Source organism: Methylobacter luteus IMV-B-3098 (assembly GCF_000427625.1).
GTDB lineage: Bacteria > Pseudomonadota > Gammaproteobacteria > Methylococcales > Methylomonadaceae > Methylobacter > Methylobacter luteus.
Genome location: NZ_KE386569.1, coordinates 1,169,112 through 1,191,757, shown reverse-complemented (window position 1 = coordinate 1,191,757; position 22,646 = coordinate 1,169,112). Strand labels below are relative to the sequence as shown.

The 22,646-nt window shown below is 59.0% G+C and carries 21 protein-coding genes; all 21 read right to left on the bottom strand.

Annotated elements, in window-relative coordinates; genetic code table 11:
* Positions 1–89 precede the first annotated feature (89 nt).
* The gene (gene tkt, locus METLU_RS24790) at positions 90–2,192 is read right to left on the bottom strand and encodes a transketolase (protein ID WP_036242929.1); all 2,103 of its coding nucleotides are present in this window, start codon (positions 2,190–2,192) and stop codon (positions 90–92) included.
* 81 nt (positions 2,193–2,273) lie between these two features.
* The gene (gene zwf / locus METLU_RS0107320) at positions 2,274–3,686 is read right to left on the bottom strand and encodes a glucose-6-phosphate dehydrogenase (protein ID WP_027157645.1); all 1,413 of its coding nucleotides are present in this window, start codon (positions 3,684–3,686) and stop codon (positions 2,274–2,276) included.
* A gap of 362 nt (positions 3,687–4,048) precedes the next feature.
* Positions 4,049–4,522, bottom strand: a complete 474-nt coding sequence (locus METLU_RS0107315) for a VOC family protein (protein ID WP_027157644.1) — start codon at positions 4,520–4,522, stop codon at positions 4,049–4,051.
* A 129-nt stretch (positions 4,523–4,651) separates the two neighbouring features.
* Positions 4,652–5,113, bottom strand: a complete 462-nt coding sequence (locus METLU_RS0107310) for a VOC family protein (RefSeq protein WP_027157643.1) — start codon at positions 5,111–5,113, stop codon at positions 4,652–4,654.
* Positions 5,114–5,249: 136 nt separating this feature from the next.
* Positions 5,250–5,666, bottom strand: a complete 417-nt coding sequence (locus tag METLU_RS0107305; protein ID WP_027157642.1) for a YciI family protein — start codon at positions 5,664–5,666, stop codon at positions 5,250–5,252.
* Between the two features lie 115 nt (positions 5,667–5,781).
* A complete protein-coding gene (locus tag METLU_RS0107300; protein ID WP_027157641.1) occupies positions 5,782–6,174 on the bottom strand; it encodes a YciI family protein in 393 nt (130 codons plus the stop codon).
* 83 nt (positions 6,175–6,257) lie between these two features.
* Positions 6,258–7,511: an RNA polymerase sigma factor gene (locus METLU_RS0107295; RefSeq protein ID WP_027157640.1), complete on the bottom strand. Its 1,254-nt coding sequence runs from the start codon at positions 7,509–7,511 to the stop codon at positions 6,258–6,260.
* Positions 7,512–7,656: 145 nt separating this feature from the next.
* Positions 7,657–9,093: an NADH-quinone oxidoreductase subunit N gene (locus METLU_RS0107290; RefSeq protein ID WP_027157639.1), complete on the bottom strand. Its 1,437-nt coding sequence runs from the start codon at positions 9,091–9,093 to the stop codon at positions 7,657–7,659.
* Positions 9,083–10,570, bottom strand: a complete 1,488-nt coding sequence (locus tag METLU_RS0107285; RefSeq protein WP_027157638.1) for a complex I subunit 4 family protein — start codon at positions 10,568–10,570, stop codon at positions 9,083–9,085. The genes METLU_RS0107290 and METLU_RS0107285 overlap by 11 nt, the downstream gene beginning before the upstream one ends.
* A complete protein-coding gene (nuoL, locus tag METLU_RS0107280) occupies positions 10,567–12,393 on the bottom strand; it encodes an NADH-quinone oxidoreductase subunit L (RefSeq protein WP_027157637.1) in 1,827 nt (608 codons plus the stop codon). The genes METLU_RS0107285 and nuoL overlap by 4 nt, the downstream gene beginning before the upstream one ends.
* 124 nt (positions 12,394–12,517) lie before the next feature.
* Entirely contained in the window at positions 12,518–12,826 is a 309-nt protein-coding gene (nuoK, locus tag METLU_RS0107275) for an NADH-quinone oxidoreductase subunit NuoK (protein WP_027157636.1), read from the bottom strand.
* Positions 12,823–13,332 (bottom strand): NADH-quinone oxidoreductase subunit J, encoded by a 510-nt coding sequence (nuoJ, locus tag METLU_RS0107270; RefSeq protein ID WP_027157635.1) that lies wholly within the window; start codon positions 13,330–13,332, stop codon positions 12,823–12,825. The genes nuoK and nuoJ overlap by 4 nt, the downstream gene beginning before the upstream one ends.
* Before the next feature lie 11 nt (positions 13,333–13,343).
* Positions 13,344–13,859 carry an NADH-quinone oxidoreductase subunit NuoI gene (gene nuoI, locus METLU_RS0107265; protein ID WP_027157634.1) on the bottom strand — a complete coding sequence of 172 codons (516 nt, stop codon included), beginning with the start codon at positions 13,857–13,859 and terminating at the stop codon, positions 13,344–13,346.
* 10 nt (positions 13,860–13,869) lie between these two features.
* Positions 13,870–14,823, bottom strand: coding sequence for an NADH-quinone oxidoreductase subunit NuoH (nuoH, locus tag METLU_RS0107260; protein ID WP_027157633.1), 954 nt, complete (start codon positions 14,821–14,823; stop codon positions 13,870–13,872).
* Positions 14,820–17,489, bottom strand: coding sequence for an NADH-quinone oxidoreductase subunit NuoG (nuoG, locus tag METLU_RS0107255; RefSeq protein WP_027157632.1), 2,670 nt, complete (start codon positions 17,487–17,489; stop codon positions 14,820–14,822). Before nuoG ends, nuoH begins: the two co-directional genes overlap by 4 nt.
* Positions 17,489–17,887: a 2Fe-2S iron-sulfur cluster-binding protein gene (locus tag METLU_RS0107250; protein WP_027157631.1), complete on the bottom strand. Its 399-nt coding sequence runs from the start codon at positions 17,885–17,887 to the stop codon at positions 17,489–17,491. Before METLU_RS0107250 ends, nuoG begins: the two co-directional genes overlap by 1 nt.
* Positions 17,888–18,025: 138 nt before the next feature.
* A complete protein-coding gene (gene nuoF / locus METLU_RS24785) occupies positions 18,026–19,321 on the bottom strand; it encodes an NADH-quinone oxidoreductase subunit NuoF (protein WP_196806517.1) in 1,296 nt (431 codons plus the stop codon).
* A gap of 3 nt (positions 19,322–19,324) precedes the next feature.
* The gene (nuoE, locus tag METLU_RS0107235) at positions 19,325–19,801 is read right to left on the bottom strand and encodes an NADH-quinone oxidoreductase subunit NuoE (RefSeq protein WP_027157630.1); all 477 of its coding nucleotides are present in this window, start codon (positions 19,799–19,801) and stop codon (positions 19,325–19,327) included.
* Between the two features lies 1 nt (position 19,802).
* Positions 19,803–21,545: an NADH-quinone oxidoreductase subunit C/D gene (nuoC, locus tag METLU_RS0107230; protein ID WP_027157629.1), complete on the bottom strand. Its 1,743-nt coding sequence runs from the start codon at positions 21,543–21,545 to the stop codon at positions 19,803–19,805.
* Complete coding sequence (locus METLU_RS0107225) at positions 21,538–22,176, bottom strand: NuoB/complex I 20 kDa subunit family protein (RefSeq protein ID WP_027157628.1); 639 nt, start codon at positions 22,174–22,176, stop codon at positions 21,538–21,540. The genes nuoC and METLU_RS0107225 overlap by 8 nt, the downstream gene beginning before the upstream one ends.
* A 3-nt stretch (positions 22,177–22,179) precedes the next feature.
* Complete coding sequence (gene ndhC, locus METLU_RS0107220) at positions 22,180–22,596, bottom strand: NADH-quinone oxidoreductase subunit A (protein ID WP_027157627.1); 417 nt, start codon at positions 22,594–22,596, stop codon at positions 22,180–22,182.
* Between the last annotated feature and the right edge of the window lie 50 nt (positions 22,597–22,646).

Genomic DNA, 22,646 nt, shown 5'->3' with positions numbered 1-22,646 from the left:
ACGATGCTGATAAGTGTATTAATAACGCACAGCGCCAGATGCTGTCCGAACGACAGACGCTGCGATTAAGAGCGGGATATCTTTCAATGCTAATCTTCTTGGCCGCCTGCACTGCTTTTGCGGTGCTGCGCGATTTGCTCCCTGGCCGCGGCGGCAATGTTTTCCGGCGTGAACCCGAAGTGATGGGCGACGACTTTCGCCGGTGCGGAGAGGCCGAAGGCATGCAGGCCAAACCGGGCGCCATCGCTGCCGGCGTAGCGCTCCCAACCGAAGCTGGATGCCGCTTCGACGGCGACGCGCGCCTTAACCCACGGCGGCAGCACGCTGTCCCGGTACTCCTGGCTCTGAGCCTCGAACAGCTCCCACGACGGCATGCTGATCACCCGTGCCTTGATCCCTTCCGATGCCAGTTGCTCATAAGCTGTGACGCAGGGCGCGACCTCGCTGCCCGTCGCCAGCAACAGCACGTCAGGCGACTGGTCCACGGCATCGGCAAGCACATAGGCGCCTCTCGACACGCCGCTCGCCGGCGCGTATTGCGAGCGGTCCAGCGTCGGCACCGCCTGCCTCGTCAACACCAGGCTGACGGGACGATCCCTGATTTGCATGATGACGCGCCACGCCTCGATCACTTCGTTCGCATCCGCCGGACGAATCAGGACCATGCCCGGCATGGCGCGGAAAGAAGCGAGATGTTCGACAGGCTGATGGGTAGGCCCATCCTCGCCCAGGCTGATCGAATCGTGCGTCCAGATATAGATGACTGGCAGTTCCATCATCGCGCAAAGCCGCACCGCCGCGCGGCAGTAGTCTGTGAAGATGAAGAAGCTTGCGGCGTAAGGCCGCAGTTTTGATTGGCTCAGCCCGCTGGCGATCGCGCACATGGCATGCTCGCGCAAGCCAAAGTGGAAATTGCGCCCGCTGTAATCGCCGCCCTGCCCCGGCGCCTGAAACTCGCCAGACGGCTCAGTGCTCAGATGCGTCTTGGTAGACGGCGCGAGATCCGCCGCGCCGCCCAGCAGCCACGGCATTTTGCCGGCTATCGCGTTCAACACTTTGCCAGACGATTCGCGCGTCGCCATGCCCTTCGCATCGGCAGGAAAGTCCGGCAAGTCGCTGTCCCAGCCGTCCGGCAAGTCACCGTGCTGCATCCGGTCGATCTGCTCGGCAAGATCAGGAAATTTTTGGCGATAGGCTGCAAACTGTTCATCCCAACCCAAGCGGGCCGCTGCGCCGCGCTGCCCAAACTGATCACGGAAGTGCGCAGGAACCTCGTCCGGCACGTAGAACTGGGCGTCAGGATCCCAGCCATAAGATTCCTTCGCCAGCCGCACCTCTTCATCTCCTAGCGGCTCGCCGTGGGCTTCCTTGGTGTCGTGCTTATTCGGGGCGCCATAGCCGATATGACTCTGGACGATAATTAACGTGGGGCAATCATCCGTGTCGAGAAAGATCTCGTAGCTTCGCGCCAGCCTCTCCAGGTCATTGGCATCGCTGACATGAATGACGTTCCAGCCGTAGCCGAAAAAACGCGCCGCCACATCCTCTGTGAAAGTCAAGCGGGTCGAGCCCTCGATGGTGATGTCGTTGTCGTCGTAAATCCAGCAGAGATTGGAAAGCTTCAGGTGCCCGGCCAGGGACGCCGCCTCGGCGCAGACGCCTTCCATGATGTCGCCGTCGCTGCATAGCGCATACACGTTGTAGTCGAACAGATCATGGTTGGGGCGGTTGTAAGTAGCCGCCAGCCAGCGTTCCGCGATCGCCATGCCGACGCTCGTCGCCGCCCCTTGCCCGAGCGGCCCCGTGGTCGTCTCCACGCCGGAAGTCCAGCCGTATTCGGGATGTCCCGTGCAGCGGCTGCCGATCTGACGAAAGGTCTTGAGATCCTCAAGCGTCACGGCCAGCCGGTCGGATTCCTTGTAGCTGGGGCTCGCCGCCTTGACGCCGCAGAGATACAGCAAGCTGTAAAGCAGCGCCGAGGCGTGGCCGGCCGAAAGCACGAAGCGGTCGCGGTTTGGCCACTCGGGATCTACCGGGTCGTAGCGCAGAAAGCGCTGCCAGAGGCAGTAGGCTGTCGGAGCCGCGCCCATCGGCGTGCCGGGATGGCCGGATTTCGCTTTCTGCACGGCATCGATGGAGAGTGTGCGCAAGGTATTGATGCAAAGCTGGTCGAGTTGAGCTGAATCGGTCATGAGGTTACTCCCGTAAAAAAAGCCGGATCAGGCCGCCGATAGGTTCCGTGGCCGGCAACAAGACAATCCCGTCCGGCGCCGTCATGACCTCGGCCCCTGCCGCGCGGGATTGAGCCAACCGCCATCGGCGGCAATAAGCGCATCGGCCTCTTTCGGCCCCCAACTGCCGGGCGAGTAAGCGTGAACCCGGTGATGCGACTTCAGAACGGGATCGACCACCGCCCAGGCGGCCTCGGTCGCTTCCTCACTGCTGAAGAGTGCATCATCGCCTGCCATGGCATCGGCCAAAAGCCGATCATAAGGCGACTCCTCATCGAGTTGCTCATCAAACAGATAGAGTTCCCGCTGGCGGCCGACGAATTCCTTCCCCGCCCGCTTGACCCGGGCGGCCACGGCGATGGCGCAGTTGGGGGAAAGCCTGAAGCGCAGATAATTGGCCCGGCCGTCCGCCGGCATCGAGTCGGCGAACAGCCGCTGCGGCGGCGGCTTGAGCTGGACCAGCACCTCGTCAGCCGTTTCGGCCAGGCATTTGCCGGAACGCAGATACCACGGCACGCCTTCCCAGCGCCAGGAGTCGATAAAAAGCCGCACGGCGCAGAACGTCTCCACGTCGGAATCCCCGGCCACATCCGGTTCATCACGGTAGCCCGTGTACTGGCCGCGCACCAGATCGTCGGCCTGCAGCGGGCGCATGGCCTGGAAGACCTTGGCCTGCTCGCCGTGCACGGCGCCAAAGCCCCGGTAGGCCGGCGGTTCCATGGCCAGCAGCGCAGCGACCTGGAACAGATGATTCTGGATCACGTCGCGCAGGCAGCCGACGGTTTCGTAAAATGCACCGCGATCCTCTACGCCGAAATCCTCGGACAGGGTTATCTGAACACTGGCCACGCAGTTGCGGTTCCAGATCGGCTCCAAAAATGAATTGGCGAAGCGGAAATAAAGGATATTCATGATCGCCTCCTTGCCGAGGAAGTGATCGATGCGGAAGATCGACTCTTTCGGGAACACTGACCCCGCGATGCGGTTAAGCTCCCGCGCGGAAGCCAGATCGCGCCCGAACGGCTTTTCGACGATGACGCGTGCCTGGTCTGCCAGGCCTGTGGCGCCGAGCCCTTTGATGACGGTCGCAAATAACGCAGGTGGAATAGCCAGATAATGCACCGGCCGCCGGGCCTCGCCAAGAGCCTGCTTTAGCGCGTCGAACGTGCCCGCATTATTATAATCTCCCGCCACGTACCGGAGCAGGGAGAGCAGATGGTTCAGGGCTTGCCGGTCATCTATCTTGCCTGATGCCTGAATGCTGTCCGCTGCCCGCTGCCGAAGCTGCTCCTGGCTCCACTGCGATGACGCGACGCCGATCACCGGCACATTAAGGCCGCCCCGCTTCGCCATCGCATAAAGCGCCGGGAAGATCATTTTTTGGGCCAGATCGCCCGTCACGCCAAAAAGCACCAGCGCATCGGACATTTCCGCGCGGTCTCTGCTATTGGCCATCTCAACGCCCTCCTTTCCGGTTTCGCCTCACTGCTTTCTGATGGTAATTCTGTCCTTAACTCAATTTTCCATAAAATGAACCGATTGCTCGATTACCTCCGTTCGGTATCAAACATAGGCGCATTTTCCGAACGGGAAAATTCAACCAGGATTTGGCTTCCGGACTATTTAATGGCTGGCTTCGACGGAGATAGCCGGCAGCAGCTGTGTTGATATTGCCTCAAGCAATTTAATCGGAACGTTGAATAATTATCAGCTGATGTTGCGCAGGAAGGTTTATCCCGTTTGCCGCAGAGCGCCACAGCCTGTAAGGTCGAATCCACTTGTGCCTTATGGGTATTCGACCCGAAACACTCTATTTATTATGATTGCTCATAGGCGAGCTGCAATTTTTTAATGTCGATTTTGTCCATTTTCAGCATGGCTTGCATGACTCTTTTCGATTTTTCAGCATCCGGGCCGTGCAACATCTCGCCTAAAGCGGAAGGAATGATCTGCCACGACACACCGAACCGGTCTTTAAGCCAGCCGCATTGCTGTTTTTCACCGCCCGCGGAAAGTTTCTCCCACAATTCATCGACTTCTTCCTGTGTCTCACAGTTCACGAAAAACGATATGGCCGGCGAGAAAGTGAAGTGCGGACCACCGTTTAGGGCAATGAATTCCTGTCCATCGAGCTGGAATGTCGCGGACATGACCGTTCCCACAGGGCCTGGCCCCGTTTCTCCATAACGGGTAATGTTTCCAATCCTGGAATTTTTAAAAATGGCCGTATAAAAATTCATCGCCTCTTCGGCTCTGCCATCGAACCACAAAAATGGGGTGATTTTTTGCATGGTGTTTAACCCTCAGTATCAAGAAAACTCAATTTCGCAGCCTCGATTTCATTACACTTCTTCGAGGCTGCGATTGGTAAGACCGGTCTCGACGTCCTTGCCTATACCCTATTGTCACAGTTGATAAAGCTAGCAGCAGCCTTTCAGCGCCGCCTCCTGCAGTTCCTCCGGACTTACATCGCGAACGTGCGTGGCGATTGCCCAGTGATGACCGAACGGGTCTTCAAGATATCCGTAGCGATCGCCCCAGAACATATCCTGGACCGGCATCTTGACTTCCGCCCCGGCGCTGACGGCCTGCTCGAAGAGCGCATCGACATCTTCGACCTGGAGATGAATGGTGACTGGCGAGCCCTTGAGCGAGTTGGGTCCGAATGAACCCCATTCCGGGAATTCATCGGCCAGCATGACCACTGAATCACCAATTCGAATGCTGGCATGAATGAGTTTGCCCTGCGGACCCGGCAGGCGCATCATTTCAACGGCATTGAACGCCTTCTTGTAGAACTCGATGGCATCAGCGGCTCCGTCGCAAATCAAATGAGGCGTTACTGTGTGCATCCAGTCCGGAACAGGTTTTACTTGTGGCATGAGATTTCTCCTTCAGATTTAGGTTTTAATGTTGGAACAGTTCTGTATACGAATTCGACCGTCTAAATCCTGCTTCACTCAATAATCGAACGAGGCGCAGTGAAATCGACGGATTATTTTGCCAAGTAAAGATTGCCTACATCTTCGCCTCAGCCTCCAGCTCGCGAAAGCGTTCGATCGCCTCGCTGGGACCAAAGTCATCCAGCTCGAATAACTGACGCACCTCGATCTCCGCTTCGTTTCCCTCACCGGCGGGATTGGGAAAGCGTTGGGTCCACTCGATGGCCTCTTCCCTCGAATTCGCTTGAATAAGCGTATAGCCGGCGATGAGCTCCTTGGTCTCAACAAACGGCCCGTCGATCAGGGTGCGCTTATCCCCTGAATACTTGATACGCCAGCCCTTCGAACTCGGCTGAAGCCCCGATGCATCAAGCAGCATGCCGGCTTCTGCCAGTTCCTCGTGGAATTTTGCCATGGTAGCTATCAGTTTCTCTTCGGGCATAACACCGGCTTCACAGTCTTGAGTGGCCCTGACCATAATCATGAATCGCATTGTCTTATCTCCTGTCAGTTAAAGTTTGGGATCGAGCTTTCTGGCGATCTTGCCGCCGGCTCTGCTTACTAGTCGAACGAGGCGACGTGAAATCGACACGATGATCACAAATATTTTATGGCAGAGGCGATATTTCCAGGTTGGGGTGTATTTCAGCCTGGGCCATTTCCCGAATCGGCCGGATCGGCCGCACCTCGATGCTGCCCACGCGTGCCGGAGGGATCTTCGCGGCCAGCTGGATCGCCTCGTTCAGATCCCGAGCCTCAATGAGATAAAACCCGGCCAGTTGCTCCTTGGTTTCGGCGAAGGGGCCATCGGTAATGGAAACCTTGCCATTGCGGACCCGCACGGTGGTGGCGGCCTGAACAGGCTGTAAAGCCTCAGAGGCGATGCCGTGCCCGCTCATGCGGAGCGCCTCGTCATAAGCCAGACATTCCTCATCCTTCGGGCTTTCCGGCAGTGAATGTAGTTTTTCTTCCTCACTGTAGACCAGGCATAGATACTTCATGGCTCACTCCTTAAATTTATAGTTGAAAAACGTGGATAACGCCTATAGTCGATTGACGGAACCCGAAATCGACAACGCGCCGATTAATTTTTCAGTTCGGCCAATCGCCGTTCGAGGAAACGCCGTTCCGGTTCCTGTCGGGCAAGGCTGAGCGCTTGCCGGTAAGCGACTTCGGCTTGCCCGGTTCGTCCTAGCCGGCGGCACAGATCCGCTCGCGCCGAATGTGCCAGGTGATAATCTGTAAGATCGCCGCGTGAAAGTATGGCGTCGATCAGGAAGAGACCTGCTTCCGGCCCGTCACGCATGGCGATCGCCACCGCGCGATTCAGTTCGACCACAGGCGAGGGATTCGCCTGTAGCAGCAGATCGTAAAGTCCGATAATTTCCGTCCAGTTGGTTTCACCGGAATTGGAGGCTTCGGCGTGAACCGCCGCAATGGCTGCCTGCAGTGTGTAGGAACCGATGCTGTGTGATCTGAATGCCTGCATAACCAGCGTCAAGCCCTCTGCAATCTGCTCGCGGTTCCAAAGCACGCGATCCTGTTCGTCCAGCAGGATCAAGTCGCCATTCGGTGAAGTGCGCGCGGCGCGGCGGGAGTCGTGCAGCAGCATCAGCGCCAGTAAGCCTGATGCTTCTGATTCCTGTGGCAAGAGTTCGATCAGGAGCCTGCCAAGACGAATGGCTTCGCCCGAGAGATCATGCCGCGTCAGCTCACTGCCGGCAGAGGCTGAATAACCTTCGTTAAATACCAGATAGATTACCCGCAAAACCGCCTCCAACCGATCCGGCAAATCCTCATGCGCAGGAACCTCGTAGGGAATTCGGGCGTCGCGGATTTTCGCTTTAGCCCGCACAATACGCTGCGCGATGGTCGTCGGCGTAGAAAGAAACGCGCTGGCGATTTCTTCCGTGGTGAGCCCGCTTACCTCTCGCAGGGTTAGAGCCACCTGAGAGTCCAGCGCCAAAGCTGGGTGGCTACAGGTAAAAATGAGCCTGAGATGATCGTCCTCGACACTCTCTTCTTCCCCTGCTGCCGTTTCGAAGACGGCGGTGTCGACTTGCCCGGCAACATCGTCCAGCACGTCGAAACGGGCATGTCGCCGAATACCGTCAATACCCTTGAAACGACCAGCTGAGACCAGCCACGCTCGGGGATTGGCGGGCATGCCGTCACGCGGCCATTGCTCCAGCGCGGCCTGGAATGCATCGTGCAAGGCTTCTTCCGCAAGATCAAAGTCCCCCAGCAGACGAATCAATGTCGCCAGTACGCGCCGCGACTCGGTGCGGTAAACCGCTTCCAGTGTTTTGCTCAGGTTTGGTTCTGTATTTTCGTTCAAGGGCGCTACCTGCTCTTATCGTCTTATCGACAAGCAAATAGCTAATATATTATCGGTTTGCTGATCACTGTCACCCGGAAATTTGGCTTCGGGTCGAATTAATTCGACCCTGCACTGCATCAGTTCATAATATTTACAACATCCGTTACAACCCCTGAATCAAACTCATCAGATGTATGGGATCAACACCCAGCCAGACCAGCAGCACCGTCAACAAGACCAGCGTCGCAGAGGACATTCGTCCCAAAGCCGCCACGGGGCCGGCATGGCTGTCCGCTGCCTGGCTTATCGACATGACCACGATGACTCTCAGGTAGTAATAAAGCCCCAGGCCGCTGCCGATAATCAGCATCAGCAACAGTCCCCACAGTTGGGCATCGACGCCAGCGGCGAAAAGATAGAATTTGCCGATGAAGCCGGCCGTCAGCGGAATGCCGGCCAGCGACAGCAGCATGAGCGTGAAGACTGCCGCCAGCCCCGGCCGGCGCCAGAAAAGCCCGCGATAGCTCGACAGTTCCACCGCCTCTGCCTGCGGCGTGGACAGGATCGACACGACGCCGAAAGCGCCCAGCGTGGTGATGAAATAAGCGGCCAGATAAAAAGTCACGGATTCGATGACGAGGTTCGGCGCTATGCTGCTTCCGGCAATGAAAGCAATCAGCAGGTAGCCCATGTGCGCGATGGATGAATAGGCCAGCATGCGCTTGACGTTATCTTGCAGCAGCGCCAGCACATTGCCGAACAGAATGGACAGAACGGCCATGACCGTGAAAACAGTCAGCACTGAAGCATAGGAATAGCTGCCGCTGTCGAGAAAAAAGCGCAGCAACAGCATGAAAACAGCGCCTTTCGAGACCGTGGCGATAAAGGCCGTGACCGGCGCCGGCGCGCCTTCATAGACATCGGGCGTCCACAGATGAAACGGCACCAGCGACAGCTTGAATCCCACCCCGGCCACGATAAAAACAATGCCTATCAGTACCATGGCATTAAATAGCTCCTGACTGGCCAGATACTGTTCAATGCCGCTGAAGTTGAGCTGTCCGCATTCCGAATAGATCAGCGCCATGCCCATCAGCAATAACGCGGACGATACGCCCGACAAAACCAGGTATTTGGTCGCCGCTTCCAGCGATCGCGATTGCCCCGGCACATAACCGACCAGCACGAACAAAGACACGCTGAGCGTTTCCAGACCGATGAAAAATGTGGCGAAATGGCTCGCCGTCACCAGCACGGAGCCACCCAGGAGCGCTGTCAGTATCAGAAACAGCAGTTCCTCGTTTTCTCCTTCGTGATCCTTGAAATAATCATAACAAAAGGCAATGACGGCCAACCCTGACAGCAACAGCAATGCCATGGCAAAGAGCCCGTAGGCATCCATCCGGGTAAGAGCCGTCACCTGAACGCTCCCCTGCCGCCCCGCCGCCGTCAACGCCAGCAGGGAAACCAGAATGCCGAGTCCGGCCATGAGGCAGGCCAGCGCGAAATGGCGCCTGACGGCGATAATCAGCATGACGATGACCGCCGAGGCGGCGACGCAGATGACGGGCGAAAAAGCGATCAATTGGCTACTGTTCATCGGTCGATTCCATAACGGCAGAACTTTGCATGGCCTGCTGCAACGACGGCTCCGTCCCGCTCAGCACCCGATGCGGATGCAGCCCCAGCCAGACGCTGGCGATCACCAGCAGTCCCATGGCGATCATGTCCCGGCGGCCGAAATCGACTACAGGGCGCGGATGCGGCAACGGACCATGGAAGGCTTTCTGTATGATGATCAGGGCATAGACCGGAGCCAGGATCATGACCAGCGCCGCCAGCGCTGTCAACGTCATGCTGACCTTGAAAGCCCCCAGAAATACCAGAAACTCGCCCAGAAAATTGCCCAGCCCCGGCAGACCCAGCGAAGCGATAGCAAAAAACAGGGCCATGGCCGACAGGCGCGGCACCGCCGCCCAAAGCCCGCCCATGTTGCCCATCTCGCGCGTATGCAGGCGTTCCTGCAAGGCGCCGGCGATCATGAACAGGGCCGCGGCGCTGATGCCGTGCGCCAGCATGGTCATGACCGCCCCCTGCAACGCCAGCAGATTCCAGGAAAACACGCCCAGCAGCACAAAACCCATATGGCTGATGCTGGTATAGGCGATCAACCGTTTCAGATCGGATTGGGCGAACGCCATCATGGCCGCGTAAAGCACGCTGATGACGCCCAGCGACATGGCGACCGGCGCAAACTGATGCGCCGCCTCGGGGAACAGCGGTATGACAAAGCGCAGCAGGCCGTAAGCGCCGGTTTTCAGCATGACGCCGGCCAGAATGACGCTGCCGCCGGTCGGCGCCTGCGTATGCGCATCCGGCAGCCAGGTATGGAACGGCACCGACGGCAGCTTGACCGTAAAGGCGATAAAAAAGCCCAGCATCAGCCAGAATGCCGCATCCGCATCGAGCGGCATGCCCAGCAGGTCAAAATAATCAAAACTGTAAGTGCCGGTTTCGCCGCGATAAATCAGCGCCAGGACTACGATGGCCAGCAGCATCAGCAGGCCGCTCACCTGCGTGAAAATCACAAACTTGATGGCCGCCGCGGTGCGGTCTTCGTGCCCCCAGATGCTGATCAGAAAATACATCGGGATGATCATGACCTCCCAACTGAAAAAAAACAGGAACAGGTCCAGCGCCAGGAAAACGCCCACGGTCCCGGCCAGACACATCAGCAAATTGAAGTAAAAGAAACCCGGCCGCTGTTTGATCTCGGTCCAGGAGCAACTGACCGCCATGAAACCGAGCAGAACGGTCAGCATGACCAGCGTCAGGCTAACCCCGTCCATCGCCAGATGAAAACCGATGCCGAAACGGGAAATCCAGGGCCACTTCAGATCGGCTATCCAGACCGATGAATTATCGGCGGTCAGCGCATACTGAGACAGCACCAGCACAAACTCAACCGCCAATGCCGCCAAGGCGGTCCAGCGCGGAGCGGCAGGACTCCAGCGCCCGGCGACAAGAGCCGCCAGCCCGCCAACAAACAAAACCGCAATCAGCGCCAGCAGCATCATGACAGCAATCCTATGGCGATGATCAGCACGGTGCCCAGACCCATCGATGCCACATACCAGCGCAGCCGCCCCGTCTGTATGGCACTGGCCATGTAATGAAGGTAAAAACCGCGCCTTGCCATGGCGGTATATCCCTTATCCACCACATCGTGTTTGTTAAGTCCGGCAATAGCCTTGAAAGGGCGTATCAGCAATGTGCCGTAAAGGCTATCCAGTCCCCAACCGCTAAACCAGTAGCGCTGCAAACCTCTGACCCATTCGGAAGAAACCAACCTCTGCGCCGAAAACGTGCCGGTCAGATAAAACAATACCGCGATCGCCAGACCGGCCACTGGCGCAGCAATCGTCAGAGCGCTCACAACAGTGCAACCGCGATGCGCCTGAACGCCTGCAGGAAACACCGAATCCAGCGGTATCCGCAGCAGCCCGCCCAACAGCGCCAGCGCGCACAGCACGATCAGCGGCAACCCCATTCTCCAGCTGATGCCCTGCTCGACTTCATGATGTTCGGGACCGAAAAACGCCACAAATACCAAACGAAAACTGTAAATGCCCGTGATCAGCGCGCCAAGGCAGCCGGCCGCCCACAGGCCGGGCGAGGCATCGAAAGTCTCCAGCAGAATATCGTGCTTGCTGTAATAGCCGGACGTAAGTGGCAGCGCGGCCAGCGCGGCGCTGCCGATCATAAAGCTCCAGAATGCGACCGGCATGGCTTTGCGCAAGCCGCCCATTCTGTAAATGTTGTGTTCATGATGGAAACAGAAAATGACCGCGCCCGCGGCAAGGAACAGCAAGGCCTTGAAGAAGGCATGGGTCATCAGGTGAAAAACAGCCGCCGACCAAGCGCCGACGCCCAGCGCCAGAAACATGTAGCCGATCTGGCTGATCGTCGAATAAGCCAGAATGCGCTTGATGTCGGTCTGGACCAGCGCCGAACAGCCGGCTATCAATAAAGTCGCCGTTCCGACCAGCGCAACGGCGTACTGCACGGCAGGCGCCAGCGTGAACAGACCATGGGTTCTGGCGATCAGGTAGACGCCCGCCGTCACCATGGTCGCGGCATGGATAAGCGCGCTGACCGGCGTGGGACCGGCCATGGCATCCGGCAACCAGGTTTGCAGCGGCAACTGCGCGGACTTGCCGACCGCGCCGCCCAGCAGCAGCGCGGAAGCCGCCACCGGCAGCCAGCTTCCGGCCTGCCACTGGCCTGCAGCCTGCAAGACAGCCTGAATATCCAGCGTGTGCAACTGCGTAAACAGCAGAAACAGGCCGAGCGCCAGCGACGTATCGCCGATTCGCGTCATCACGAAAGCCTTGCGCGCCGCATAGCCGTTGTCCGGGTTCTCATACCAGAAGCCGATCAGCAGATAACTGCCGAGCCCTACGCCCTCCCAGCCCAGATAGAGCATCGCCAGATTGTCCGCCAAGACCAGCACCAGCATGGCGCCGACGAACAGATTCATATAGGCGAAAAAGCGCGCATAACCGGCATCATCAGCCATGAACCCGGCCGAATAGACATGGATCAGAAAACCGATGCCGGTCACGACGAACAGCATCGTGACCGACAAGGCGTCCAGATAAAAGCCGAAAGGCAGCGACAGATCGTCGACAGCCATCCATGAACCCAGCACCAGCCGGTAAGGCTGCAGATCGCCAGCCAGAAACGAGGCGCCGACCAGCGCCGCCGCAATGGCCGACAGCCCGACAGAACCGACCCCGACCCACGCCACTGCCGATCCGGATAATTTATCGCCGGCCAATACCAGGATCAAAAACCCGAGCAATGGAAACAACGGCGCCAGCCAAAGCCATTCAATCACCTGTCCTCCTTAATGCCTCATCAAATCGCTCATTTTGTAGGCTGGGTTGCTAAACCCAGCATTTTAGGATTGCCCATGCCGGGTTTCCGCTAAAGCTCCAACCCAGCCTACACATTTACATCGTCTACCCTTTCATCTCATCCACCGCATCCGCATCCAATGTCTGGAACCGGTGAAAAACCTGCATGACCAATCCCAGGCCGACGCCGACTTCCGCGGCGGCCAGCGTCAGAATCAGCAGAAACATGATCTGCCCGTCCGCCTGTCCCCAGCGCGACCCGGCCACGACGAAAGCAAGCCCCGCCGCGTTGAACATGATTTCCAGCGACATCAGCATGAAAATCAGATTGCGCCGCACCAGCACGCCGACCAGTCCCAGCGCAAACAGCACGGCGGACAACGACAAACCATACGCCATCGGGATTCCGTTCATACATCCCTCCTTTTAGCCATCATGGGCTTGCCGAGATGATAGGCGCCGACCAGCCCCGCGAGCAGCAGCATCGACGCCAGTTCCACAGCCAGCAGATAAGGGCCGTACAAGGCGATCCCGACCTGCTTGGAATCCACCAGTTGCCCGGTTCCGGCGCTGCCGCCTTCAGCAATCACGACCACGACTTCCGCGAACAGAATCAGCGCCAGCACCGAGGGGCCTGTCCAGATGCCCGGCGTCAGCCAGGCGCGCTCCTGCTCCGTGGTTTTCTCGCCCTGATTGAGCATCATGATCACGAAGACGAACATGACCATGATGGCGCCGGCATAAATGATCACTTCCAGCACGGCGGCGAAATGCGCGCCCAGCAGGAAAAACAGGACGCCCACGGCCAGCAGCGACAGAATCAGATAAAGCAGGCCATGCACGGCATTCACGCGCGTGATCATCATGACCGTCGCGAAGACGGCGACCGCCGATGAGATAAAGAACAGTACCAATTCCATATCAATACTCCTTATGGCAACAGCGTTTTAACGTCGACGGGCGGCGCCTCGTTTTCGGCCTGGCCCTTGTCCTTGCCGCCGACCGTCATGCCGGCCACGCGGTAAAAATTGTAATCGTGGTACTTGCCCGTGCCGTCGATCAGAAGATGCTCCTTTTCATAAACCATGTTCTGGCGGTCGTATTCACACATCTCGAAGTCCGGCGTCAGTTGAATCGCACAGGTCGGGCAGGCTTCCTCGCAAAAGCCGCACATAATGCAGCGGGAAAAATTGATGCGGAAAAAGGCCGGATACCAGCGCCCGTTTTCGTCTTCGGCTTTCTGCAGCGCGATGCAGTCCACGGGACAGGCAACGGCGCACAGATTGCAGGCCACGCAACGCTCCTCGCCGTCCGGATCGCGCGTCAGCACGATGCGCCCCCGGTAGCGCGGATACAATTCCCGCTTCTGCTCGGGATATTCGATCGTGTCGGGTTTGGTGAAGGTATGTTTCAGAACTTCCCATAATGTGCGTAATTGACTCAGCATGATCTCTCCCTTATGTGCCATAAAGCGCCACGGCGCCGGTAATGAGCAGGTTCAGCAATGCCACCGGCAGCATGGCTTTCCAGCCGAAGCTCATGAGCTGGTCATAGCGCGGCCGGGGCAGCGATCCGCGCAACAGAATAAAAAACAGGATGCCGACAGTGGTTTTCAGGCAGAACCAGACCAGCGGCGGCAGCCAAGGCCCCAGCCAGCCGCCGAAAAACAAGGTCACGATCATGGCGGAAGTCAGGGTAATGCCGAGATACTCGCCGACGAAAAACATGCCGAATTTCATGCCCGAATACTCGGTATGAAAGCCTGCTATCAACTCCTGCTCGGCTTCGGGCAGATCGAACGGCGCCCGGCGGCTTTCGGCCACGGACGCGACCAGAAACACGACGAAACCCGCGAACTGGGGCAGGATGAACCAGCCGTCGCGCTGGGCCTCGACGATCCCGCGCAGATTGAAGGTGCCGGACAGCATGACCACGCCCATGATGGAAATGCCCATGAACACCTCGTAGCTGACGGTCTGGGCCGCGGCGCGCAAGCCGCCCAGCATCGAGTATTTGTTGTTCGAGGCATAGCCCGCCAGCACAACGCTGTAGACGGACAGGGACGTCAGCGCCAGAAAATAAAGCAGCCCGAAATTGAAATCGATAATGCCGACGCCCGGCGCAAACGGAATCACGGCAAAACCGGTCAGCATGGTAATGAACACGATCGTGGGCGCCAGCACGAACACGAGTTTGTCGGCAAAAGGCGGAATCCAGTCCTCCTTGAAGAACATCTTGATCATGTCCGCCGCGACCTGAAACAGCCCCAAGGGACCGACCCGGTTGGGTCCGAGGCGGTCCTGCCAGACGGCCAGCAGCCGGCGCTCCACCCAGATCAGCATCGCCGCCACGAGAATCGTCGACAGCAGGATGCCGATAATGTCCATGGCACCGCCAAGCCCGGTATTCATAATGGCCCCTCCCCGATCGCTTTCTTCAGTATCACGTGATGCGTTTGACAACACCGCTCGGTTCCCGGCAATCCGGCCGTTATGCCCAGCAGGCCGGCCGGTAAATTCGGCTTGATGCCCGCTGGCAGCACGATGAACGGCCCGCCGGAAATACAGTGAATTTCGACGTTATCGCCCGCCTGCACGCCCAGCATCCTGGCATCCGCAGGATTCAGCAGGGCGCAGGCAGCCGGCGAGCGCTCGGCCACCGGCGGCGAGCGCAAGCTCAACTCCTCGCTGCCGAAGATGTGCTGCAACAGCACGATGCGCCACTGGCCAGTTATCGGCTTGAAAGGCTCCGGGATAGTTCTGAACCAATCCCGCTCGCCAGAGGGTTCAATCAGCCTGACGCCGTAATCGCCGCCGCGCAAATGTCCCCCGATCCCGTCCTGAAACTTGTTGACGGCCTGGTTGGAATTCCAGCCGGGCGCCCAGATAACCGGTTCCAGTGCGGCCGGCACATCGGCTGTCGCGCCTTCCATCGAAAACGTGAATGGCGTTTCCGGATCAGCCGGCCGCCGGGGCTCGCTGACGTTGATATGCGCCTGCATGGCCGTGCGGCCGCTGTAACGATGGGGCTGACGGGGAATCTTCATGCCGTCGACTCTAAAGCCCGCGCCGGGCGCTGCCTGCCTGATATCCGCCAGCACCGGAAAAGCGGCCGCGCAGGCGGCGGTCAGCCTGTCGAAGCTCAGCTCCTTCATGTCGGCCAACAGCCATTGCCAGCTGCAGCGCACAGGCGCCGGCGCCGGATAGACCTGGAAATAACGCTGCGCCCTGCCCTCGTTATTGATCAGTGTGCCGTCGGATTCGGCAAACGTCGCGGCAGGCAACAGCAGGGTGGCTTTTTCGGCCGTCCTGTTGTTCAGGCAGTCAATGACCGCCACCTGCTGTGCCGCCTGCAGGAAGGTATCGACATCCCAGAGCGGCGCGCGCCGGTAGAGATCGTTCTCGAGGATGATCACGCGCCCGGCCGCATGGACCCGTTCGAAAGCCTGCCGCAAGCGTTTTCCGCCCATCATGGCAAGACCCAGGCTATTGCTTTCCGGCACCGTGAAAGTCAGTTGCCTGTTTTGCGCAGGCAACGCTTTGGCCACGTTGTAGGCAGCCTCAATAATGGCGAGGCTGGCGCTGGCGGTTCCTGACACCACCAATGGCCGCTTGGCCTGTTTCAGGCTGTCGGCGATAGTGACGGCCAGTGCGCGCGCATCATCGTTCAAACCGGCAGGCTCCGGTGCATGGGAATCAAGATTGTGAGCAATGGCAAAACCCAGCCTGGCAATGTCTTCCGGACTGCCCCGGTAAGTGGCCGTGGCAGCGTCATCCAGACGCGTTGCGCAAACGCTGGCGATAAACAGCGGGCTGCGGTGATCTATCTGTTGCTCCCTGACGGGCTTGTCCAGCCAGGGCGCTATGTTCAGGTTCCGGGCTTGATCGAACGCGGCATTGCGCACCGATTGACGCAACGAAAGCGCCAGCCTGGGCGCGCTGTGGGTCACGTCCTCGCCCAGAATCAGCACGGCATCGGCCTGCTCGACCTCGCGCAGTGACGGGGAGCGGATGCCTCCGTTACGCATAATATCGACGATCGCTTCGAGCATCGTCTGCTCATTGTCATCCAGGCCGAGATAGAAATTTTCCTCGCCGACCCGGCTGCGCAGGGCAAAATTGGCTTCCAGAGAAGCACGGGGCGAGCCGATGCCGATCGTCGAATCAGTCAGCCAGTCACGCAACTTCTGTTCAGCCTCCTCAATTGGAATGTCCATGCGATCATGAATGCGCGGCTTTAAAATGCGGTCGGGGCTGTTGACGAAACCGTACCCGAAGCGTCCCCGGTCGCAGAGGAAGTAGCCGTTGATCTCACCGTTATAGCGGTTGATGATCCGTCTGAGCTCGCCGTAACGCTCGCCGGGCGCCGTATTGCAGCCCAGGCCGCAGTGCGCGCACACCGAAGGCGCGGTTTGCAGATCCCATTTGCGCGTGTAGCGGGCACTGAAAGTCCGATCAGTAAAGACGCCGGTCGGGCAGACCTCGACCAGGTTGCCGCTGAATTCGTTTTCCAGCGTCCCATCCTCGAAGCGGCCGAAATAAACATTGTTGTGCATGCCGAAAACCTGCAAATCCCTGCCGCCGGCATAGTCGTCATAAAAGCGCACGCAGCGGTAACAGGCGATGCAGCGGTTCATTTCATGGTTGATGAACGGGCCGAGGTACTGGTTTTTATGCGTGCGCTTCTGGCCGCGATAACGGCGTACCGTATGGCCGGACATCAGCGTCATGTCCTGCAGATGGCACTCGCCGCCTTCCTCGCAGACCGGGCAATCGTGCGGATGGTTGATCATCAGCAGTTCGATGTTGTCGCTGCGGAATTGCCTGGCCTGCTCGGCCTGAAGGGAAATGCGCATGCCGTCGGTCACGGGGGTCATGCAGGCCATGGCGAGACGTCCTTTTTTGTCTTCCGGGCTTTGGTACTGCATCACCGCGCACTGCCGGCACGCGCCTACCGAACCCAGGGACGGATGCCAGCAAAAATAGGTCAGATCCAGGCCCAGGGCGAGGCAGACTGGCAGCAGGCTTTCACCGGCTTCCGCCTGGTATTGCACGCCGTCGATTTCGATAGTGACCATCAGCTTCTCCTGGATTCGCTTGTGGGGCGACTTAAGTCGCCCTGGGCGAATGAATTCGCCCCTGCATACTTCACGCCGTCGATTTCGATAGTGACCATCAGCTTCCCCTGGATTAAGTTGACGATGTTGTCGCTGCGGAATTGCCTGGCCTGCTCGGCCTGAAGGGAAATGCGCATGCCGTCGGTCACGGGGGTCATGCAGGCCATGGCGAGACGTCCTTTTTTGTCTTCCGGGCTTTGGTACTGCATCACCGCGCACTGCCGGCACGCGCCTACCGAACCCAGGGACGGATGCCAGCAAAAATAGGTCAGATCCAGGCCCAGGGCGAGGCAGACTGGCAGCAGGCTTTCACCGGCTTCCGCCTGGTATTGCACGCCGTCGATTTCGATAGTGACCATCAGCTTCTCCTGGATTCGCTTGTGGGGCGACTTAAGTCGCCCTGGGCGAATGAATTCGCCCCTGCATACTTCACGCCGTCGATTTCGATAGTGACCATCAGCTTCCCCTGGATTAAGTTGATGCACATACATTCTCCCTCATACCAGCCTTTTCACTGAGGGAGGCGGAGCAACACCCGCGATGTAATGCTCAAAATCCCTGCGGAAAAATTTCAGCGCGCTTTGCAGCGGCTCCATGGCGCCGGGCGCCAACGCGCAGAACGTATTGCCGAGCGCCATCATGCCCGTGAGCCTTGACAGCGTATCGAGGTCTTCCAGACGGCCTCGCCCTTCGATGATGTCCTTCAGTAACGTGACCGTCCACGGCAATCCGTCCCGGCAAGGCGTGCACCAACCGCAGGACTCCTGTGAAAAAAACTGTTCCAGATTCAGCACCATCTTCACGGGGCAGGTCTTGTCATCGAGAATGATCATGGTGCCGGTGCCCATGCGGCTGCCGACCTTGGCAACGGCATCGTAATCCATGCGCACGTCCAGGTGTTCGGGCAACAGGAAATCAGTCGAAGCGCCGCCCGGCAGAAAAGCGCGCAACGAGAAACCGTCCCGCATGCCGCCCGCATGCTCTTCGACAATCTCCCTGATGGGCGTTCCCATGGGCAGTTCCCACAAGCCCGGCCGCCTGACCCGGCCGCTGACCCCGAACAGCTTGGTGCCCTGGTCTGCGCCCAGCCCCAGTCCCTTGTACCAGTTAACCCCGTTGCGGATGATATGCGGCACGTTGCACAGGGTTTCGACATTATTGACCACGGTGGGCTTGCCCCAGAGCCCGCTGACCACGGCGAACGGCGGCTTGGCGCGGGGATTGGCCCGCTTGCCCTCCAATGAATTGATCAGCGCCGTTTCCTCGCCGCAGATATAACGCCCGGCGCTGGTATGCAGGTGAATGTCCAGGCTGAAGTCCAAATCCAGTATGTGCTCGCCCAGATAGCCCTTGGCGCGCGCTTCCTGCAGGGCCTGCTCAATGCGCCGCGCGGCTAGATGGTATTCCCCGCGCAAAAAAATGTAAGCGGTTTGGGCCTGGATGGCATAGGCCGCGATGATCGTGCCCTCGATCAATTGATGCGGGTCTCTCTCCAGCAGAAACCGATCCTTGAACGTACCCGGTTCCATCTCGTCGCCGTTGACGATCAGATAGCGAGTTTGATGCGCATCGTCCAGGGGCATCAGGCTCCACTTGACCCCGGCCGGAAATCCCGAGCCGCCGCGCCCCCGAAGTCCCGCATCCTTGACCCATTGCTGCACCTCCTTAGGTGGCAGTTCCGCGATGGCCTTGCGCAAACCCTGATAGCCGCCGGTCTGCTCGTAATCGGCCAGCGTCGCGAAAACGCGATCCGGTTGAATGTTCTGGGTTAGCGGCTTGTCCATGTTTTCCATGATTTACCTGCCTAAAATCTCGTCAATGACATCATCCGTGACATCGTGCCTGAGCTGATCGCCGACCAGCATGACCGGCGCGTGGTCGCAGGCGCCCAGGCAGACGATCGGCAATACCGTGTACTCACCGTCCGCGGACATCCCGCCCGGTTCGACCTGTAACCGCTCGCACAGGCGCGCTTCGACCTGTTCAGAACCCATGATCCAGCAGCTGACGCTGTTGCAGTAATGAATGACCGTCCTGCCCACGGGCTGGCGGTAGATCAGGTTATAGAACGTCGCTACGCCTTCCAGTTGCGCCGGCGATATGCCCAGCAACTGCGCCACGGCGACCAGGCAGTCATCGGAAACCCAGCGCCGGTATTTCTGCACGATTTTCAGCGCCTCGATGGAAGCGGCCGCCTTGTCCGCATAATGTGACATCTCGGCGGTTATCTCCTCTATTTCGACGGCAGTCAACACGGCGGGTTTCTCAGTCATGTCAGCGGTCCACGTCAGCCATTACAAAATCGATGCTGGCCAGTATCGCGATCAGGTCGGCGATCATTAGCCCTCGGCACATCTGCGGAATCATCTGCAGATGCGGGAAAGACGGCGTGCGGATGCGCGTGCGGTAAGACATCGTGCCGCCATCGCTGGTCAGGTAGTAGCCGTTGAGGCCCTTGGTCGCTTCGACGGTCACGCAGGCTTCGCCGGCCGGAATCACAGGTCCCCAGCTGACATTGAGAAAATGGTCGATCAGGGTTTCTATGTCATGCAGGGTGCGCGCCTTGGGCGGCGGCGTGGTCAACGGGTGATCGGACTTGTGGGGGCCTGCCGGCATGTTGTTCAGGCATTGCCCGATGATGCGGACACTCTGGCGCATCTCTTCGATGCGCACGGCGCAGCGGTCGTAGCAATCGCCATGCCGGCCAATAGGGATCTCGAACTCGTAGTTTTCATACCCTGAATAAGGCCGCGCCTTGCGATAGTCCCATTCAAAGCCCGTGGCGCGCAGTCCCGCTCCGGTCACGCTCCAGTCGATGGCTTCGGCGGTGGTATAGGCGCCGACGCCCTGCGTGCGCCGCTTGATAGTGCTGTTGTTCATGACCATTTTGTCGTACTGATCGAGCCGGGCCGGGAAATAATCGACGAACGCCTTCACGAGTCTGTCCCAACCGCCCGGCAGGTCCAGGGCCACGCCGCCGATGCGGAAATAACTGGAATGCATGCGCGCGCCGCTGATCGCCTCGATGATGTCGAATACTTTCTCGCGGTCGGCAAACATATAAAAGATGGGCGACATCTGGCCGATGTCCTGAGCAAACGTGCCATAGAACAGCAGATGGCTGGCCAGACGGTAGAATTCGCCGATCATGACCCGGATGACTTGCGCGCGCTCCGGGACGTTGATGCCGGCCAGCCGCTCCACGGCCATCACATAAGGAAAGTTGTTCATGGACCCGCCCAGATAATCCACGCGGTCGGTATAAGGAATATAGGTATGCCAGGACTGGCGCTCGCCCATCTTTTCCGCGCCCCGGTGGTGATAGCCGATATCGGGCACGGCATCGATAATCTCTTCGCCGTCCAGTTGCAACGCAACGCGAAAAACGCCGTGCGCGCTGGGATGATTGGGCCCGAGGTTCAGAAACAGGAAATCGCTGTCCTCGCCTTGCCGTGTCATGCCCCATTCCTCGGGCACGAAGCGCAGCGCTTCCTGTTCGCTTTCCTCGCGTTCGTCGGACAGGCTGTAAGGCTCCATTTCCGTCGCGCGGGCCGGGTGGTCCTTGCGCAGCGCGTGCCCTGTCCAGGTCGGCGGCAACAGGATGCGCCTAAGATTGGGATGGCCTTCAAAGACGATGCCGAACATGTCCCAGACCTCGCGCTCGTACCAGTTGGCCGAAGGCCAGATATCGCAGATGGACGGCAGCGACAGACTTTCTTCCTGCAAAGCCACCTTAAGACGGATATCCTCGTTGCGATCAAAAGAGAGCAGATGATAAACGACCGTATAGTCGCTGGTGGGCTGGCCCTGACGCCGCGTGCGCTGACGCTCGTCCAGGGCCGTCAGGTCGAACAGCATGGCGTAGCCGGAGACCGCCTCTTTTTTCAGAAACCTGAGGAAATCGCGGATACGTTCCCTGGCGATCCAGAACGTGGGGATACTGTCGGCTGTCGGCTGCACGGCAAAGGCGCCATCGCCGAACCGGTCGGACAGTTCGCGCACGACCCGATCAGACATGATCCGGCCCTCTGAGCTGTTTGGCGCGCATCCTTTCTTCCGTCAACAGATCGCGAAAGCTGGGTTGAGGCGCCCTGATCACCTCCTGATCGCCGACCACCCAGCTCAACGGCCGCCGTTCCTGACCGATGGCCTGCTGCAGCAGCATCAGACCCTGCAACAAAGCTTCCGGGCGCGGCGGGCAGCCCGGCACGTAGACATCGACCGGCAGGAACTTGTCCACGCCCTGCACGACGCTGTAGATGTCATACATGCCGCCCGAGTTGGCGCAGGAACCCATGGAAATGACCCAGCGCGGCTCCAGCAACTGGTCATACAGCCGCTTGACCACCGGCGCCATCTTGCGAAACACCGTGCCCGAAATGACGATCAGATCGGCCTGCCTCGGCGATCCCCGGATGACTTCGGAGCCGAAGCGGGCGATGTCGTGGCGGCTCGTGAAGGCGGTCGCCATTTCCACATAACAGCAGGACAGCCCGAAATTGAACGGCCAGACGGAATTGGCCTGTCCCCAGGCCACCATGTCCTCAAGCCTGGCGAGCAGAAAGTTGCGGCGCATCGCCTGTTCATAGGTTTGCCGGCCCGGTCCTGGCGCGGTATCGCTTTCGGCTTTGGTCAGATGCCAGTTCATGGTTCACTCCCGCCCGGACTTTTGGATATCGATGCGCTGCCGCCTCGTGCGCCAGTCGAGCGCGCCGACAGCCCACAGATAGGCCAGCGCGGCCAGCAGCACGCCGATGAAAATCAAAGCCTCGACAAAACCCGCCCAGCCGGATTCGCGCAAGGCTACCGACCAGGCAAACAGAAACACCGATTCCATATCGAAAATCACGAAAAAGATGGCGAGCAGGTAAAACTGGATGGAAAAGCGGATATGAACGTCGCCCGCCGGCACGACGCCCGATTCGAACGGCTCGTCGGCGGCTTTGGCAGTGTGGCGCTGTCCCAGAAAATAGGCGCCCCCGAGCATGATGCCGGTAACGGCGAGCACGGCCACGAAATAGATGATGAGCGGCAGGAGGTCGGAGGCCAGCATGGCTTCAATGTTCATCAGGGAGTGCCTCTGTCAATCAATAAACCAAAAAACAGTAGCCACACCGT

Bases quoted from the DNA above. Each gene is read 5' to 3' on its own strand.
- METLU_RS0107225 (WP_027157628.1), bottom strand. From the start codon at position 22,176: ATGAACTGGCATCTGACCAAAGCCGAAAGCGATACCGCGCCAGGACCG.
- nuoJ (WP_027157635.1), bottom strand. From the start codon at position 13,332: ATGGAATTGGTACTGTTCTTTATCTCATCGGCGGTCGCCGTCTTCGCG.
- METLU_RS0107310 (WP_027157643.1), bottom strand. From the start codon at position 5,113: ATGCCACAAGTAAAACCTGTTCCGGACTGGATGCACACAGTAACGCCT.
- zwf (WP_027157645.1), bottom strand. From the start codon at position 3,686: ATGGCCAATAGCAGAGACCGCGCGGAAATGTCCGATGCGCTGGTGCTT.
- METLU_RS0107300 (WP_027157641.1), bottom strand. From the start codon at position 6,174: ATGAAGTATCTATGCCTGGTCTACAGTGAGGAAGAAAAACTACATTCA.
- METLU_RS0107290 (WP_027157639.1), bottom strand. From the start codon at position 9,093: ATGAACAGTAGCCAATTGATCGCTTTTTCGCCCGTCATCTGCGTCGCC.
- ndhC (WP_027157627.1), bottom strand. From the start codon at position 22,596: ATGAACATTGAAGCCATGCTGGCCTCCGACCTCCTGCCGCTCATCATC.
- nuoE (WP_027157630.1), bottom strand. From the start codon at position 19,801: ATGACTGAGAAACCCGCCGTGTTGACTGCCGTCGAAATAGAGGAGATA.
- METLU_RS0107315 (WP_027157644.1), bottom strand. From the start codon at position 4,522: ATGCAAAAAATCACCCCATTTTTGTGGTTCGATGGCAGAGCCGAAGAG.
- nuoK (WP_027157636.1), bottom strand. From the start codon at position 12,826: ATGAACGGAATCCCGATGGCGTATGGTTTGTCGTTGTCCGCCGTGCTG.
- nuoC (WP_027157629.1), bottom strand. From the start codon at position 21,545: ATGTCTGATCGGGTCGTGCGCGAACTGTCCGACCGGTTCGGCGATGGC.
- METLU_RS0107250 (WP_027157631.1), bottom strand. From the start codon at position 17,887: ATGGTCACTATCGAAATCGACGGCGTGCAATACCAGGCGGAAGCCGGT.
- nuoI (WP_027157634.1), bottom strand. From the start codon at position 13,859: ATGCTGAGTCAATTACGCACATTATGGGAAGTTCTGAAACATACCTTC.
- nuoG (WP_027157632.1), bottom strand. From the start codon at position 17,489: ATGGTCACTATCGAAATCGACGGCGTGCAATACCAGGCGGAAGCCGGT.
- nuoF (WP_196806517.1), bottom strand. From the start codon at position 19,321: ATGGAAAACATGGACAAGCCGCTAACCCAGAACATTCAACCGGATCGC.
- METLU_RS0107285 (WP_027157638.1), bottom strand. From the start codon at position 10,570: ATGATGCTGCTGGCGCTGATTGCGGTTTTGTTTGTTGGCGGGCTGGCG.
- METLU_RS0107305 (WP_027157642.1), bottom strand. From the start codon at position 5,666: ATGCGATTCATGATTATGGTCAGGGCCACTCAAGACTGTGAAGCCGGT.
- nuoH (WP_027157633.1), bottom strand. From the start codon at position 14,823: ATGAATACCGGGCTTGGCGGTGCCATGGACATTATCGGCATCCTGCTG.
- tkt (WP_036242929.1), bottom strand. From the start codon at position 2,192: ATGACCGATTCAGCTCAACTCGACCAGCTTTGCATCAATACCTTGCGC.